We start from the raw sequence: 15,162 nt of genomic DNA, 5'->3' as shown, positions 1-15,162 counted from the left end.
GATATGTCTGGTTTTGACTGCTGGGGTCAAACGCGCCATCGCCTCCATCATCATTATGGTCAGCCATTGTTTGAATCGTTTGGTCATATTCATCCTGACAATAAAAGTTTGCTTACTGATGCTTATAAACAAATTGTTTCTAGCTTTAGACCTTGCGAGCCATCACCAGGAGCAGTGGTGTGTGGTTTTAAGTTTGGTAACTTGATCCACATAGGCACGGTTGAATTGATCGACGGCAAGCTTGAAATACTGCATACATCCCGCCGTAAAGGGCCATCCATTGACAGCATTGATGACTTCAAACGATTATTTAAAGAGGTTAAATTTTATGAATACGTGGGTTGATATCAAGGTTTACCCAAACAAATTAGACCTGTCTTTAATGGAGCCTTGCAAATGTATGGTTGGTTCGACACTTCATGAATGGCTTACTGAAAATGTCCCTGCATATTATGAAAGTGAAGAACCACTTTTTACTGCGCTTATCAATAAGCAGATATTACTGCCTGCAAATTGGAAAACTTATCAATTTAAGGCGTCGGATGATGTAAGTATTATTGTTGAGCCAAAAGAGCCTGCCACTATCGCTTATGCGGTTATTGCTGTAATCGCTGTGGGTTATGCCGTATATACTGCAAACCAAATCCCCGATAACTATAACTCTACGACTCCTGATGGCAGTAGTATTTATGATGTAAATACCCAAGGAAATAAGCCGAGGCTTATGGGTATTATCCCTGAAGGGGCTGGGCGCCATAAAATTTACCCTGACTATTTAACAATGCCACGACGAGAATATATTGATAATGAGCAATGGCTTTACTTAATGTTAAGTGTAGGTGTAGGGCGCTATGAAATATTATCGAATGAAATGTTCATTGGTAATACACCCACCACAAGTTATGCCGGCGATATTGATATACAGGTGTTTGAACCAGGCGAAAACGTAACAGGCCATGAAGCATTCAGAAATGTTTATACCTCAAGTGAAGTAGGTTCAACTTCAGGAAGTACCGGTATTGAATTGAAAGGGCGCGTTACTTCAACAGGGGGAGATAATGGCTCTTATGAGTACTCTTTCGCTGGTGATGAGCTAATAGTTCATTATGTTGAGTGGGACGCTGAGCTTGGTAGGCCTCTTCGCTTTAAATCAGTTCCACCATTTTCAGTTGGCGAAGTTCTTTCAATAACAGGCTCTTTATATGGCCAAAACGATGGGTATTTTGAGCTGCTAAACAAAGATTCAGATGGTAGCCAGGTGAATAAGGTTGATGGCCAGTCCCAAGATGACCCAACATGGACAAGTTTTGTAACTGAAAGCACATCGAATGCAACGGTTATTGTTGAAGATGGGGGCGGCGATGGTCAATTTAACGGGCCCTTTTTCGCATGCCCAGCAGGAGAAGTGACTGACAAACTTTGGTTCGATTTTCGTTTACCACAAGGTTTAGGTGAGCTTGATGATGATGGTAATTTTTTAAGTCGCACAGTAACCGTTCAAATAGAGTACCGTGCTGAAGGTGCTCAAGACTGGACTGCAGTTGATGACGAAGTATTTACAAATTCAACAAATGATGAACTAGGGCGAACGGTACCAGTTACATTACCATCTAAAATAAGGCCTGAGGTAAGAGTAAAAAGAGCCACTGCTGCAACTGACGATACCCGTATTTATGACGATATATTTTGGACTGCTCTCAAGGCTGAATTAAACAGTGCGACAACTTACGATGGTTTAACCACAATAGCAATTAAGATCCGTGGCACAAATGCCTTAGCCGGTACAGCTGAAAATAAATTCAATGTTATTGGTACCCGCATTTTGCCAGTGTATGAAAATGGCGCTTGGAGTGCACCAAGGCCAACAACTGATATAGCCCCATTTTTTGCACATGTATTAAAGAGTGCAGGGCATAGCGATGACAAAATAGGGTTAGAAGCATTAAATACTTTACATCCTATTTGGCATAATCGAGCAGATGAGTTTAATGCTGTTTTTGATAGTGAGAGCACTGTTTTTGAGGTTCTTAAACGTGTTTTAGCTGTCGGTTTTGCTGAGCCTACGATTGATTATGGAAAAATTACACCTGTACGTGATCAAAAGCGAACTATTTATCGTCACATGTATCAACCAGATAACTATGTTGGCATGCTTAAGCGCTCTATTAAGCTGATGGATGATGATGAACCTGATGGTATCGAAGTTGAGTATTTTGACCCAGTTACTTGGAAATCAGAAACGATACTTTGCTTGTTACCGGGTGATGAAGGTGCTAACCCTGAAAAAATCAGAGCCTTTGGAATAACAAACCGCGACAAAGCATATCAGTTTGGTATGCGAAAACGCCGCATTCGTCGTTATCGTCGAACTCGGTTTGATTTCAAAACCGAAATGGATGCGTTGAATTCAAAGTACCTAGACTATTGCGCAGTCGCTGATGATATACCTGGATATGAACAAACAGGTACTGTAATAGGGCATGTTGGTCGCTCTATCTACCTTGATAACCCTGAACTGCAATGGCAAACAGGGCAAACACATGTTCTAGCTTTAAGAAAACCAGACGGTACTCTATCAGGCCCTTACAACGTTTCGCCTGGCAGTGCCTCCAATGAAGTAATCATCGATGCTAATTTAGATTTTACACCCGTCCTAGATGGTTCAATCGAACCACCCCTTTATATGTTTGGGATCAGTACACGATGGTGTAATGGTGTGCTTATAAAAGATATTAAGCCGTCATCAACGGACCAGGTTTCAGTAACAGCTGAGCTTGATGATGAACGAGTTTACCTAAATGATGATAGTCCAGCGCCGATAACAACTAGTATCACAATTCCAGATATTTATTTTTAAGTAAACTATTACGCATTATTGGTGATGAAGTTATCAGAGATTTGTTGTTCTTGCTCTTCGAAATCATCGAAGGGACCGACATTTATGCAGTTACAGCCTTCAGAAGTTAAATAGTAGGCAAAAATTTCACCACCGATATACACACGTTCACTTTTCGGTTTATTGCTTTGAATAATACGTTGTTCTTGCATTATTTGCGGCAAATGTTCAATTAAATTGCCTTCGGGTATACTGCATTCTGGTTTTGCTGCTGTACCATATTGTAATTGTTCGGATTCAAAGTTGTTTGTAGAACGATATGCAAATGAGACGATTTCACCGCTTTTTTCACAGACACCAAACTGATAAACAGTGGTTGTAAAATCCTCGGGTAAAGAGAATTCTACTTTATATTCTTGCCAAAGTTTTCTTAGTGCTTCTGGAGTGTGGTAGTCAAGGTTTCTAATTCCTTTAATAACCATTCTATTGGTCGCATCATATAACCATTTATTTGCAAAGCCACCGGCTCCAGTACCTGCTATTATGGTTTTTAAGTGAGGAATGTAACTAGCCTTTGAAGTGAACATATGTGGTGCCCCAGAACCATCAACTGCTAAACTATCAGTTGCAACTAAGGCTTGTTCACGATCAGTGTAAAAAATTAATGAAGATATTTCCGTTCCTATTTTGATTCTTGTTAAGTTTTTTCTATATCTTTTTTATTAACTTTTAAGATTGTTTGATGTGTTTCGTTTAAATATTGTCGCATTGCTCGTAATATTTTTCCTGTCCAACCGTCAGAAGTAACATCGCCACTCAAACCAATGTCTTTTGAGCCTTCAGCAATGACTTTTACTTTAGTTCCATTATCCTCATGTTTGAAGTAGATCCCTGCAATTACATTCCAATCATGGGCGGTCATTCCATGCTCACCAATTACAGTTCCTTTAGTTTTATCAGCCATTCTGAGCGAGAATCCTGCGCTTCCTAATGCAACCTTTGCTGCTTCATAAACTTGCTCTTCTGTATAACCTCTGAACGTCTCAACGTGTTGATATTGTGACCAGCCAGTTTTACCTTCAGGTGCATCAAAATCGACCTCAGCAACATCATGTGGAACCATATTAACGTTGGCACAGGCTGATAAAATTAATGGTAGGGTTAAAAAAAGTGTATAGCGCATCTGGCTTCCTTATTTAAATGCATTTTGATAACTCCCATCTTTAGCAATATTTGACGAAATAGTAAACTAAACCCGCTAATTTAGTGGGCTTTTAGATATTGAAATTTTCCTCACACTTCGTTTTATCTTTTCTATTTTTTCAGATAGCGTCCATAGCATGCCTGCGAGGGTATCTTTATCTAGAGCTTCAAAGTGGTCTTCAATACACAGTGCATTGATTGCTGCTTCTGCTTGATAAATATTTTTATCTAGTTCGTTTTTTAGTTGTAGCGCTTTGTTGTTTTGCATTTGGTATTTCCTGTTGTTTTCGTTGAGGAAAAGATACAAGTGATTTTGTAAGGTAAAAAGTGAAAAGATTTACGTCCTATGATACAAATTACGTCCTAAGATTCGTATTTGGCTATTGTTAGATTAAAAGGACGTAGCAAATGAACCAAATAACACCAGAAAACTTAAGAGAGTTACGTAAAAAATTAGGGTTATCAAGTCAACAAGCAGCTGATAGTGTTTATAAGAACCTAAGGTTATGGCAAAGATACGAAGCTCCGCTATCAGCAAGTAGCAGCTTGAGAATACCCCCAGCGACATTAGAGCTATTTTGTTTGAAGCATGGTTTACCTTACCCACCAAATAAACAAGGCAAATTAGGTAAATTAGTTAGCTTTTATGGTGGCCAAGGAGGGGCTGGACATACTCTACTTACAATTGATATAAGTATTGCTCTTATGGCAGATGGGTATGAAGTTTTAGTAATATCGGATCGAAATGGAAGTGCAATGTTTGGCGAGATGTCTGTTAAAAAGAACTATCCATTTCCAAGAACGATTCAAGTAGAAAGCATAAATAAGGCAGCTTTTACAAATGATTTGGTAGATTTCCCTTATTCATCCTCTCCTAAAGCAATAAAGCCTATTATAAGTAACTACGACTTTGTATTTCTTGATATGAACTTTATGATTGCAGAACAATATTTTGACGAACTAAAGCCAGATTTGATCGTTGCCCCTGCAAAAATCAATGAGACAAAAGATCGTAATGAAACTGCCTTCTTTAATTTGTTAAATTTATCTACAAGATTCTCAGAGCATAAAAACGATAAAACCAAACTAGCATTATTAATGATAGCTGTATCTACGGATTATGTATTTTGTCCTGGTTATCATGGACTGCTAGATGAAAGCTCAGAAAGGTATTCAGAAGAAATAGATTATTTCTATGGGCGTCAAAAAGAAGATCAAAAAAACCAAGAACAACTCTTAGAGTTATTCAATAGCTTAGAGAGTAAACCTAATACACACTTTATGAACAGCTATACATCTGATGTATATGATAATTACAGAGAAACGTATGCTGATGGATATAGTATATTTCATAAGGCACCAAACTCACTTCCAGCACATGAACTAATGAGTGTAAAAAATGAAATGTTAAGGCTTTTAGGTATACCTGATAAAAAGTGCTATAAGCTTTAGTTTAAAGCGCTATTCAGGCTCCTTTTTGGTTCACATCTATAGTTGAACTGGAGTCGATTAGACCCTTTGAGCAAGGTACCTACAAGCCTAGTACAGCCTAAAGGTGCTTTTTCAAGGAGTTAAACCCCCATTAGCAAAATCGATCAAGTTTGTAATGATAACATTAAATTAAATAATCTGAGGTATAGGGAAGAATGTGGCTTGCGAGAAAAGAATAATACAAAAATAATACAAAAATAATACAAATTAGAAATTGCTAATATACAAATTAGAATGATTTATGTCATTGATATAAAAGGGGAAATGATGGTCGGCATAGCAGGATTTGAACCTGCGACCCCTGACACCCCATGACAGTGCGCTACCAAGCTGCGCTATATGCCGACGTTGCAAGCCATAGTACGGCTTTTTTTATAAAAATCAATATCCCCGCAGTTTGATTGCTTGTTTATTGTTCAGGTAATCCATATTAAATCAATGGGCTAGAGGTTAATCTAGCCAATCGTTGATCGTTTTGTACATAAAGTCGCGTATTAATGGTTGAGCATCGGCATTAGGGTGCAAGTTATCGTTTTGCATAAGTTCTGGACGGCCTGCAATACTAAGCATGAAAAAGGGCATGAGCTCAGAATCTGTTTCATCGGCAATGGTTTTAAAGCTATCGGTGAAAAGTTTGGTATAACGCGGGCCATAGTTTGGTGGAATTTGTACTTCCATTATGGCGGTTTTCGCCCCAATTTTTTGGCTTTTTGCAATTAAATCACGTAAGTTAGCTTGCAGGCGTTTAATAGGGAAACCTCGTAAACCATCGTTTCCGCCAAGCTCAATGAGTACATGAGTGGGTTCAAATTCGCTCAGTAACGCGTCGAGTCGCCTTAGAGCACCGCCTGTGGTTTCACCGCTAATACTGGCGTTTACTAGGTATACAGATTGGTCTTTTTCATCGTACTTATCTTGTAACAATTTAACCCAGCCTTGCTCTTGTTTAAGACCGTAAGCGGCGCTTAAACTGTCACCTAAAATTAAAATTGTGTTGTCAGCTGCTGCCGTAAGTGGTTTGATTACTAACAGTAAAACGAATATAAAACGTAGGATTGGATGCATCATATGTCAGCGCTTTCTCAATTAAACATCATTCAAGTTAAAGGACTTTCTAAAACGGTCACCACGGTTGAGGGCGACCTGACCATCCTCAGTGACATCAGCTTTAATGTCAAGTCGGGCGACTCAGTTGCTGTAGTAGGCACCTCAGGTTCGGGTAAGTCTACTTTATTGAGTTTATTGGCCGGCCTTGACCAATCTACCGGTGGTAGTATCCATTTAGATGGAGCCGCATTACACGAATTAGATGAAGAAGCACGCGCAGCACTTCGCGCTGAAAAAGTAGGTTTTGTATTTCAGTCTTTTATGCTTGTACAAAGCTTAACAGCCCTTGAAAACGTAATGCTTCCCGCTGAACTTGCAGGAAGCAAAGACGCTAAACAACAAGCCCTAGAGCTACTTGAAAAAGTAGGCTTAAGCCATCGTGTGGGTCATTACCCATCGCAATTATCTGGTGGTGAGCAGCAACGTGTAGCAATTGCTCGTGCATTTATAGGCACACCGAAAATCTTATTTGCCGATGAACCATCAGCAAACCTTGATAGCAAAAACGGTAAATTAATTGAGTCTTTATTATTTGAACTAAATAAAGAGCACGGCACGACACTTATTTTAGTAACCCATGATGAGCAGCTTGCACAAAAGTGCCAGCAAATTTTACATATTGAAGCAGGGCAGCTAGTAACTGTTAAAGAAAACGAAGGAGTGCAAGCGAATGTGGGCTAAATTAGCACTAAAACTGTTTTCACGTGAGTTTAAGCGTGGCGAATTAACAGTGATCAGTGCAGCAATAGCCTTAGCTGTTCTCACTGTTTTAACACTGTCTATGGTTACCGACCGAATTGGTCAAAGTATTGAAGAAAAAAGCAGTGCCTTTATTGCCGCTGATCGCGTTTTAGCAAGTAACCATACTTTACCTGCTGAGTTTTTAGAACAAGCCAACCAAGAAAACTTACGCACCGCAAAAATAACCTACTTCGATACCATGTTATTTGCCGGTGACGAAATGCAGCTTGGCTCGGTTAAAGCGGTATCAAACACTTATCCGTTAAAAGGTGAGTTAAAAGTAAAAACCAGCCTGACTGGCCAACCAGAAGTAACAACCGAGATCCCAAGCCGTGGTGAAGTATGGTTAAGTGAATCGGTGTTTTATGCGCTGAATATTAAAGTGGGCGATAAAGTAGAGCTTGGCGCAGCTACGTTTACGGCTAGTCATGTTGTAGCTGAAGAGCCAGATGCGCCGTTTAATGTGTTTTCGAGCAGCCAGCGGATCTTGATCAATGAAGCAGACATTGCTGTAACCGAGGTAATTCAGCCGGGCAGCCGGGTGTTTTACCGCCAACTTTATGCTGGCGACAAAGACAACTTAGATACCTTTTATGCTTGGTTAAAACCACAAATGAAAGAAAACCAGCGTTGGTATGGTGTTAAAGATCGCCAGTCACCTATTTCTAATAGTTTAAATCGTGCCGAAAGCTATTTATTGCTAGCTGGTTTACTTGGGATTATTTTAGCTGCCGTTGCTATTGCGGTATCGGCAAAACGTTATTGTGAGCGTCAGTACGACCCAGTTGCTATGATGAAAACGCTTGGCGGTAGCCGCGCTATGATCCGTAAAATCTATTTATTACATTTGAGCCTTGTATGTTCAATGTCGGTGATAGTCGGTTTACTGATTGGTTATGGTTTACAAGCGATTGCCACTGATTATTTAGCACAAACCATGGGTTCAGCACTGCCAAGTGCATCGGCAAAACCTTGGATCATTGCGATTAGCACGGGTGTGATTTGTGCGGTAATGTTTTCGATTAAACCGCTACTCGATTTATTTGATATTCCGCCGCTCCGTGTGCTTCGCCGTAACTTAGGCGACCGTTTATTAGTAAGTAAAGTGCACCTTACTATGTCGGCGCTTACTGTGTTTTTACTGATGTGGTTATTTAGTAACAACCTCAAAATTAGTGCAATTTTATTCCTTTCGACGGCATTTTTAATTGCGGTGTTATTTGGTTTATCAAAGGTTATTTTTGGTGGTGGCCGCAAACTTGGTTTAAGCCCGGGCAACAGTTGGTCATTGGCGATTGCGTCAATTCAAAAGCGTGCCAATGTGAATGCGGTACAATTAATTAGCTTTGCTTTGGCTATCAAGCTATTACTGTTTTTAATTGTACTTAAGAACGACATGATTTCGGATTGGCAGTCGCAGCTTCCTGAAAATGCCCCTAATTCATTTTTAGTGAACATTACTGAGCAAGAGTTAGAGCCTATTACTAGCTTCTTAGCGCAAAACGATATGCCAACGTCTGATTTCTATCCGGTTGTTCGTGGCCGTGTAAATGCCGTAAATGGTGAGTTGGTTGCCCGCGAAGTATCGCAAGAAGACAACGAAAAGAAAGACGAAGAAGCCCGCTCTGGTATTGGCCGTGAGTTAAACCTAACTTGGCGTAAAGACTTACCAAATCAAAACGAGCTTATCGACGGTACATGGTTTAGTGAAGACTCAGTAGCCGAGGCATCGGTCGAAGAGTCGATGCTTGAGCGCCTTGATGTAAAAATAGGCGATACGCTTACTTTCTTAATTGGCGCGCAGTCGTTTGACGCAAAAATTACCAGTGTACGTAAGGTTAATTGGACCACGCTTAAACCTAACTTCTTTATTATTTTAAGCCCTGATGTGCTAGCGAGTTTCCCGGCTACTTATATTTCTTCAGTGAATGTAAAAGCAGAGAAAAAACGTGAGTTTAATGAGCTAATGCGTCAATACCCAACGGTTAACGTGATAGATGTTGAAAGCTTCATTAAACAAATTCGCTCAACCATAGAGCAAGTATCGTTAGCGATTGGCTTTGTACTAGCGATTGTGGTTGCCTGTGGCGCTTTAGTACTTATTTCACAAGTACAAGCAAGTTTGGGTGAGCGAATGCAAGAGATTGTTATTTTGCGAACTTTAGGTGCGAAAGGGCGCTTAATTAAAAATGCCACCTTATATGAGTTTTTATTATTAGGCGTTACTGCAGGTTTAGTCGCTGCCATTGTCAGTGACATCGCTCTGTTAATAGTGCAAAAACAAATGTTCGATTTAGCAGGTAAGTTCCACCCTCATATTTGGGTTATTGGCCCAGCAGTCGGGGGCTTATTTGTGGCATGTTTAGGTTATTTGATGATAGCCCGCACAATGCGAAAAAATACCCAAGGCTTATTACGCTCGCTCGCGTAAATGTCTTAATTAAAGGTTGACTATAAAATGCTCGCAATTGCGGGCATTTTTTATGAATTGCAATTGGTTACTGGTAATTTATACAGTGCTCTGGCATTATTAACCGCAGATAATAATGATAATAGACGAGTCAGTTAGTTGGCGATTATTTTAGGGATTGATCCTGGTTCACGATTAACAGGGTACGGCGTGATTGCTCACCAAGGGGCTAAGTTCACTTATTTAGGCAGTGGCTGCATTAAATTGGCCGATCACGATTTTCCGATACGCTTAAAAATGATTTACCAAGGGATCAGTCAATTGGTAGAGCAATTCTCACCAGATAGTTTTGCTATCGAAAAAGTGTTTATGGCACACAACCCAGACTCAGCGCTTAAACTCGGTCAAGCACGTGGCGCTGCTATCGTTGGTGCTTCAATGGCAGAGCTGCCAGTTTATGAATATTCAGCTAGGCAAATTAAGCAGGCCGTTGTAGGCAATGGCGGAGCCGATAAGTCTCAAGTACAGCATATGGTTAAAAACATTTTAAAGCTGCCAGGTACCCCTCAAGCCGATGCCGCAGATGCTTTAGCAATTGCTATTTGTCATGCACACTCAGAACAAAATTTAATAAAACTTGCGGGCAGTGCGAGCAAAACCGTAAGAGGACGATTAAGGAAGTAATATGATTGGTCGATTAAATGGCTTACTTGTTGAAAAGCAGCCACCAGAAATTCTTATCGAAGTAAGTGGTGTAGGCTACGAAGTGCAAATGCCCATGACTTGCTTTTATGATTTACCGGCAGTGGGTGAGCAAGCGATTATTTATACCCATTTTGTGGTACGTGAAGATGCCCAGCTATTATTTGGCTTTAACAACAAAACCGAACGCGCTTTATTTAGAGAGCTTTTAAAAGCTAATGGTGTAGGGCCAAAGCTTGGTCTAGCTATTTTATCGGGTATGTCGGCGCAGCAATTTGTAAGCTGTGTAAACAATGAAGATGCGACCACATTGGTCAAACTGCCGGGCGTTGGTAAAAAAACGGCTGAGCGTTTAGTGCTCGAAATGAAAGACCGGCTTAAAAATTGGGGTAATGACTTATTTACACCATTTAGCGATAATGCCGTCATTGAGCCATCAAGTGATGATACCCTAGTGGCAAATAATGCTGCTGATGATGCTGTATCAGCACTTGTGGCATTAGGCTATAAGCTACCGCAAGCACAAAAAGCGGTTAAAACAGTGAACAAACCAGATATGACGACTGAGGTTCTAATTAAAGAAGCTCTAAAATCAATGTTGTGAGTAAACCATGATTGAAGCAGATCGCTTAATAGATGCGAGTGAACAAAGTAACGAAGACAGTGTTGATCGTGCCATACGACCAAAACTGTTAACCGATTACACAGGCCAGCCGCATGTTAAGCAGCAAATGGAAATTTTTATTGAGGCTGCTCGCCATCGTGGCGAAGCGCTGGATCACTTATTAATATTTGGTCCACCGGGTCTTGGTAAAACCACACTTGCAAACATTGTTGCCAACGAGCTTAACGTTAATATTAAAACAACGTCGGGGCCAGTGCTTGAAAAAGCAGGGGATTTAGCCGCACTTTTAACGAACCTTGAAGAAGGTGACGTACTGTTTATTGACGAAATTCACCGTTTGAGCCCGCAAGTCGAAGAGATTTTGTATCCAGCAATGGAAGATTATCAGCTGGATATCATGATAGGTGAAGGCCCTGCAGCACGTTCAATAAAGCTTGATTTACCGCCATTTACTTTAATTGGCGCAACAACGCGTGCTGGCTCACTCACCTCACCACTTAGAGACCGTTTTGGCATCGTACAGCGATTAGAATTTTATTCGGTTGAAGACTTATCAAAAATTGTTGCCCGTTCAGCAAGCTTTTTAGACTTAACCATGTGTGATGAAGGTGCAACAGAAATCGCCAAGCGTTCACGCGGTACACCGCGCATAGCAAACCGTTTATTACGCCGCGTTCGTGATTACACCCAAGTGAAATCAGACGGTAAAGTGAATGCCACAGTTGCAGAGCAAGCCCTCGATATGATTGATGTTGATAAAAGCGGTTTTGACTACATGGATAGAAAATACCTGTTAGCTATTATCGAAAAATTTATGGGCGGCCCCGTTGGCCTTGATAACCTAGCGGCTGCAATTGGTGAAGAAAAAGAAACCATTGAAGATGTAATAGAGCCATTTTTAATTCAACAAGGCTTTATACAACGCACCCCACGCGGACGACTTGTTTCAGACATCGCTTATTTACATTTTGGGCTAACTCCAGAAAAATAACTAAAAACCCCGCGAAGCGGGGTTTTTAGTAGTTAGATTTCAGAAGTTAGATATCAGTTGATCGAGAGGGTGGTTTTATTTTTGTTTAATTAAACAAAAAGCTTGCTATAGATGATATTAGTTTTACTTTGTTCTAACCACTAACCACTAACCACTAACCACTAACCACTAACCACTAACCACTAACCACTAACCGCTTACCACTGGGTTGTTGTCTCATTTTAACACCTGTAATTCACATGCTGTTAAGATATCGATAGGTATTCTCATTGACGTTTGTGTAGGCAAAAAAAAGCCCGCATAAGGATGCGGGCAAACAACAAGTTGAAGGAAGTAATCCAGGGAACTACGGTCTACTTAAAAAAGGTTTTATCCAGATTTAAGCAAACCTAGTGCAATACGAATTTTCATATTGCTAAAAACGGAGCTTAATGAAAGAAACTTTCATGAGGTTGCTAGCTCGGTATAGGTAAATAATACGCAATGATGGATTTTTCTTCAAACTAGAAAAATTTTATTTTCAGATAAAAAAAACTAATGTTAGTGTATTTTTTAATTGTTTTCTTTTTGTTCACATTGTGAATATATTAATTTTAAGTTTATGAATGGGAAGGTTTTTATAAATTTTAAGAACTTTATTCAGGATTAGTTTAAGTATTCTGTAGTAGATTCGTAAAAGTGCTTTTGGGTGTTTATGCGTTATTTATGAATAAACGCCGAGTTTTTGGCTGTTTTGGTTGCTTTTTAGTGTCACTGTAGTGACTTATTATTAAGGTGAAAATATGCATAATTGTATTGATAAAACCTAATATGGCTAAAAAATAACTAAGCAAATTGCTTTTTACCGTTATTTGCCGCTAATTCACAGCAAGAGCGTTGTCAGTTCATAGCTGACTAGATACACTAGATGTAACTTTTGGCCGCCTTTGTGGTCAATAAATACAAGTGTAAAAAATATAACAAATTACATAGAAATCTATTTTAGGAGTTTAACGTGGGATCAGGGCTTAACTTTTTAGATCTTATTCTAGAAGCCAGTGTACTTGTCCAGCTAGTAATGTTGGCATTAGTCGGTATGTCGGTAATGTCATGGGCAATTATCTTTCAGCGTAAAAAAGCGATTTCTGATGCACTTAATGGCGCAAAGCGCTTTGAGCAGAAGTTTTGGTCGGGTATTGACCTAAGTAAATTATACAACGAAGTATCAGCGCGTCCTGGAGGCGCATCAGGTGTTGAAGCATTATTCGTTGCAGGTTTTAAAGAGTTTGCACGTCATAAGAAAAATTCACCACAAAGTGCAAGTATTGTTATGGAAGGCACACACCGTTCAATGCGTGTTGCTTTATCGCGTGAAGTTGAAAAGCTTGAGTCAAGTTTATCGTTTTTAGCAACAGTGGGTTCTATTAGTCCTTACATCGGCCTGTTTGGTACGGTGTGGGGTATTATGAACGCATTTATCGCATTAGGTGAAGTTAAGCAAGCAACGCTACAAATGGTAGCGCCAGGTATTGCTGAAGCACTAATCGCAACAGCAATGGGTTTATTTGCTGCAATTCCAGCTGTTATTGCTTACAACCGTTTTGCAAACAAAGTAGAAAAGCTTGAAGGTAATTATATTAACTTCATGGAAGAGTTCGCCAATATTTTACACCGCCAAGCTGCTGCGCAAATAGAGGCTAAAGCGAATGTACCAGCGTAAGAAACGTCGCCCAGTAGGTGAGATAAACGTAGTTCCTTACATTGACGTAATGTTGGTACTACTAATCATATTTATGGCAACTGCGCCACTTATTACTCATGGTGTAAAAGTAGATTTGCCAAAGATGGAAGAATCGGATCTTGTTGATACTAAAGATACGCCTCCAATTATTGCGTCAATTGATGCTGAAGGTAAATACTATGTAAGTATTGGTACAGATCCTGAAGCACCAATGGAAGCGTTGGATGTTGCTGCAGTGATTAAACTTCAGCTGCAAAAGAATCCAGATACGCCAGTGATGATCAAAGGTTCGGGCCGTGTTTCTTATCAAGAAGTACTGCTACTCATGGACTTTTTGAAAAATGCCGGTGTGCCTTCAGTGGGTCTAATGACCGAATCATTTGAGGGTTAGTATGCGTGAGTCATTAATCAAATCGATTCTATTACATCTGGGGATTATTGGTTTTTTAATTGGATCAGCTAGTTTTCATTTACCTACTCCTAAGGTAATGGAAGTAACTTTGAATCCAGCTATGCCTGAGCCAGAAAAGGCTGTTTCAGCAGTTACGGTAGACCAACAAAAGGTTGAACAAAAAATTGCTGAGCTAAAAAAGCAAGAAGAAGCTAAAAAACAAGCTGAAGCAAAGCGTCTTCGTGATCTCGAACGACGTGCTAATGATGCACGTAAGCAACGTGAAGCGGAAGACCGTCGTCTTAAAAAGCTAGAACAACAGCGCCGCGCGAAAGAGAAAGAAAAAGCAGAAGCCGAAGCACAAGCGAAAAAAGCACGTGAAATTCAGCAAAAAGAACGTGCTAAAGCGCAACAAGCAGAAAAGCAAAAGCAAGAAGCTGAAGCAGCAGCAAAAGCTGCAGCAGAAAAGCGCAAAGCTGAAGAAGAGGCGTTAAAGAAAGCGGAAGAAGAGCGTAAGCGTAAAGCTGCCGAAGCAGAAGCTGAACGTAAACGCAAAGAAGCCGAAGCCGAGCGTAAACGCCAGCAAGCATTGCAAGAGCAAATGTTGCAAGAGCAGTTAGCTGCTGAGCAAGCTGCACGAAATAAAGTTCGTCAACAGCAAATTGTAAGTGAAGTCGATAAATATAAAGCCTTAATAATGGCACGTATTCAGCAAACTTTACTTATCGATGAAAAGATGAAGAATAAACAATGTCGTGTAAATATTCGTCTTGGCTTTAATGGCTTAGTAACACAAGTTAAGTCATTAGGTGGTGATAAATTAGTGTGTGAAGCTGCGCTTCGAGCTGTTCGTATGGCAGATACACTCCCGGTATCACCTGATAAAGACGTATTTGAGCAACTTAAAAATATTAATTTAACAATCAAGCCAGAATTCTAAAGGAA

Annotated in this window: 15 protein-coding genes and 1 tRNA gene; 11 read left to right on the top strand and 5 right to left on the bottom strand. The window is 40.1% G+C overall.

Annotation, left to right across the window (positions count from 1 at the left end):
• The first annotated feature begins 3 nt into the window (after positions 1–3).
• Both IRQ78_RS12225 and IRQ78_RS12220 read left to right on the top strand, forming a co-directional pair.
• Positions 4–345 carry a hypothetical protein gene (locus IRQ78_RS12225; protein WP_228482620.1) on the top strand — a complete coding sequence of 114 codons (342 nt, stop codon included), beginning with the start codon at positions 4–6 and terminating at the stop codon, positions 343–345.
• On the top strand, positions 329–2,857 hold the full coding sequence (locus IRQ78_RS12220) for a host specificity factor TipJ family phage tail protein (protein WP_194442350.1): 2,529 nt from the start codon (positions 329–331) through the stop codon (positions 2,855–2,857). The genes IRQ78_RS12225 and IRQ78_RS12220 overlap by 17 nt, the downstream gene beginning before the upstream one ends.
• An 8-nt stretch (positions 2,858–2,865) precedes the next feature.
• Here IRQ78_RS12220 and IRQ78_RS12215 read toward each other — a convergent pair whose 3' ends face one another.
• From IRQ78_RS12215 to IRQ78_RS12205, 3 genes are all read right to left on the bottom strand, one after another.
• On the bottom strand, positions 2,866–3,423 hold the full coding sequence (locus IRQ78_RS12215; RefSeq protein WP_228482619.1) for a hypothetical protein: 558 nt from the start codon (positions 3,421–3,423) through the stop codon (positions 2,866–2,868).
• A gap of 110 nt (positions 3,424–3,533) precedes the next feature.
• Complete coding sequence (locus IRQ78_RS12210) at positions 3,534–4,019, bottom strand: hypothetical protein (RefSeq protein ID WP_194442349.1); 486 nt, start codon at positions 4,017–4,019, stop codon at positions 3,534–3,536.
• A 75-nt stretch (positions 4,020–4,094) separates the two neighbouring features.
• The gene (locus IRQ78_RS12205; RefSeq protein WP_194442348.1) at positions 4,095–4,307 is read right to left on the bottom strand and encodes a hypothetical protein; all 213 of its coding nucleotides are present in this window, start codon (positions 4,305–4,307) and stop codon (positions 4,095–4,097) included.
• Between the two features lie 140 nt (positions 4,308–4,447).
• Here IRQ78_RS12205 and IRQ78_RS12200 point away from each other — a divergent pair, with 140 nt between their 5' ends.
• Positions 4,448–5,491, top strand: coding sequence for a hypothetical protein (locus IRQ78_RS12200; protein ID WP_194442347.1), 1,044 nt, complete (start codon positions 4,448–4,450; stop codon positions 5,489–5,491).
• Positions 5,492–5,798: 307 nt separating this feature from the next.
• Here the strand turns inward: IRQ78_RS12200 and IRQ78_RS12195 are convergent.
• Positions 5,799–5,875: transfer RNA gene (locus IRQ78_RS12195), tRNA-Pro, on the bottom strand.
• 105 nt (positions 5,876–5,980) lie between these two features.
• Positions 5,981–6,598 (bottom strand): arylesterase, encoded by a 618-nt coding sequence (locus IRQ78_RS12190; RefSeq protein WP_105174278.1) that lies wholly within the window; start codon positions 6,596–6,598, stop codon positions 5,981–5,983.
• Here IRQ78_RS12190 and IRQ78_RS12185 point away from each other — a divergent pair, their 5' ends adjacent.
• The 8 genes from IRQ78_RS12185 (at position 6,599) to tolA (ending at position 15,157) form a co-directional block, all read left to right on the top strand.
• Positions 6,599–7,318 carry an ABC transporter ATP-binding protein gene (locus IRQ78_RS12185; RefSeq protein WP_054553007.1) on the top strand — a complete coding sequence of 240 codons (720 nt, stop codon included), beginning with the start codon at positions 6,599–6,601 and terminating at the stop codon, positions 7,316–7,318.
• Positions 7,308–9,809 (top strand): ABC transporter permease, encoded by a 2,502-nt coding sequence (locus tag IRQ78_RS12180; protein WP_054553008.1) that lies wholly within the window; start codon positions 7,308–7,310, stop codon positions 9,807–9,809. Before IRQ78_RS12185 ends, IRQ78_RS12180 begins: the two co-directional genes overlap by 11 nt.
• A gap of 138 nt (positions 9,810–9,947) precedes the next feature.
• On the top strand, positions 9,948–10,472 hold the full coding sequence (gene ruvC, locus IRQ78_RS12175; RefSeq protein WP_054553009.1) for a crossover junction endodeoxyribonuclease RuvC: 525 nt from the start codon (positions 9,948–9,950) through the stop codon (positions 10,470–10,472).
• 1 nt (position 10,473) lies between these two features.
• A complete protein-coding gene (gene ruvA, locus IRQ78_RS12170) occupies positions 10,474–11,094 on the top strand; it encodes a Holliday junction branch migration protein RuvA (RefSeq protein WP_054553010.1) in 621 nt (206 codons plus the stop codon).
• A 7-nt stretch (positions 11,095–11,101) separates the two neighbouring features.
• On the top strand, positions 11,102–12,106 hold the full coding sequence (gene ruvB, locus IRQ78_RS12165) for a Holliday junction branch migration DNA helicase RuvB (RefSeq protein WP_054553011.1): 1,005 nt from the start codon (positions 11,102–11,104) through the stop codon (positions 12,104–12,106).
• 994 nt (positions 12,107–13,100) lie between these two features.
• Complete coding sequence (tolQ, locus tag IRQ78_RS12160; protein WP_054553012.1) at positions 13,101–13,805, top strand: protein TolQ; 705 nt, start codon at positions 13,101–13,103, stop codon at positions 13,803–13,805.
• Complete coding sequence (gene tolR / locus IRQ78_RS12155; RefSeq protein ID WP_054553013.1) at positions 13,792–14,217, top strand: protein TolR; 426 nt, start codon at positions 13,792–13,794, stop codon at positions 14,215–14,217. Before tolQ ends, tolR begins: the two co-directional genes overlap by 14 nt.
• Before the next feature lies 1 nt (position 14,218).
• The gene (tolA, locus tag IRQ78_RS12150; protein ID WP_054553014.1) at positions 14,219–15,157 is read left to right on the top strand and encodes a cell envelope integrity protein TolA; all 939 of its coding nucleotides are present in this window, start codon (positions 14,219–14,221) and stop codon (positions 15,155–15,157) included.
• Positions 15,158–15,162 lie beyond the last annotated feature (5 nt).

This window comes from Pseudoalteromonas simplex, assembly GCF_015278155.1.
GTDB lineage: Bacteria > Pseudomonadota > Gammaproteobacteria > Enterobacterales > Alteromonadaceae > Pseudoalteromonas > Pseudoalteromonas simplex.
Note: the sequence above shows the minus strand (reverse complement) of the source record. Positions and strands in the feature narration are given on the sequence as shown.

Bases quoted from the DNA above. Each gene is read 5' to 3' on its own strand.
- IRQ78_RS12210 (WP_194442349.1), bottom strand. From the start codon at position 4,019: ATGCGCTATACACTTTTTTTAACCCTACCATTAATTTTATCAGCCTGT.
- tolR (WP_054553013.1), top strand. From the start codon at position 13,792: ATGTACCAGCGTAAGAAACGTCGCCCAGTAGGTGAGATAAACGTAGTT.
- IRQ78_RS12190 (WP_105174278.1), bottom strand. From the start codon at position 6,598: ATGATGCATCCAATCCTACGTTTTATATTCGTTTTACTGTTAGTAATC.
- IRQ78_RS12205 (WP_194442348.1), bottom strand. From the start codon at position 4,307: ATGCAAAACAACAAAGCGCTACAACTAAAAAACGAACTAGATAAAAAT.
- IRQ78_RS12215 (WP_228482619.1), bottom strand. From the start codon at position 3,423: ATGTTCACTTCAAAGGCTAGTTACATTCCTCACTTAAAAACCATAATA.
- tolA (WP_054553014.1), top strand. From the start codon at position 14,219: ATGCGTGAGTCATTAATCAAATCGATTCTATTACATCTGGGGATTATT.
- ruvA (WP_054553010.1), top strand. From the start codon at position 10,474: ATGATTGGTCGATTAAATGGCTTACTTGTTGAAAAGCAGCCACCAGAA.
- IRQ78_RS12180 (WP_054553008.1), top strand. From the start codon at position 7,308: ATGTGGGCTAAATTAGCACTAAAACTGTTTTCACGTGAGTTTAAGCGT.
- IRQ78_RS12225 (WP_228482620.1), top strand. From the start codon at position 4: ATGTCTGGTTTTGACTGCTGGGGTCAAACGCGCCATCGCCTCCATCAT.
- IRQ78_RS12200 (WP_194442347.1), top strand. From the start codon at position 4,448: ATGAACCAAATAACACCAGAAAACTTAAGAGAGTTACGTAAAAAATTA.
- ruvB (WP_054553011.1), top strand. From the start codon at position 11,102: ATGATTGAAGCAGATCGCTTAATAGATGCGAGTGAACAAAGTAACGAA.
- IRQ78_RS12185 (WP_054553007.1), top strand. From the start codon at position 6,599: ATGTCAGCGCTTTCTCAATTAAACATCATTCAAGTTAAAGGACTTTCT.
- IRQ78_RS12220 (WP_194442350.1), top strand. From the start codon at position 329: ATGAATACGTGGGTTGATATCAAGGTTTACCCAAACAAATTAGACCTG.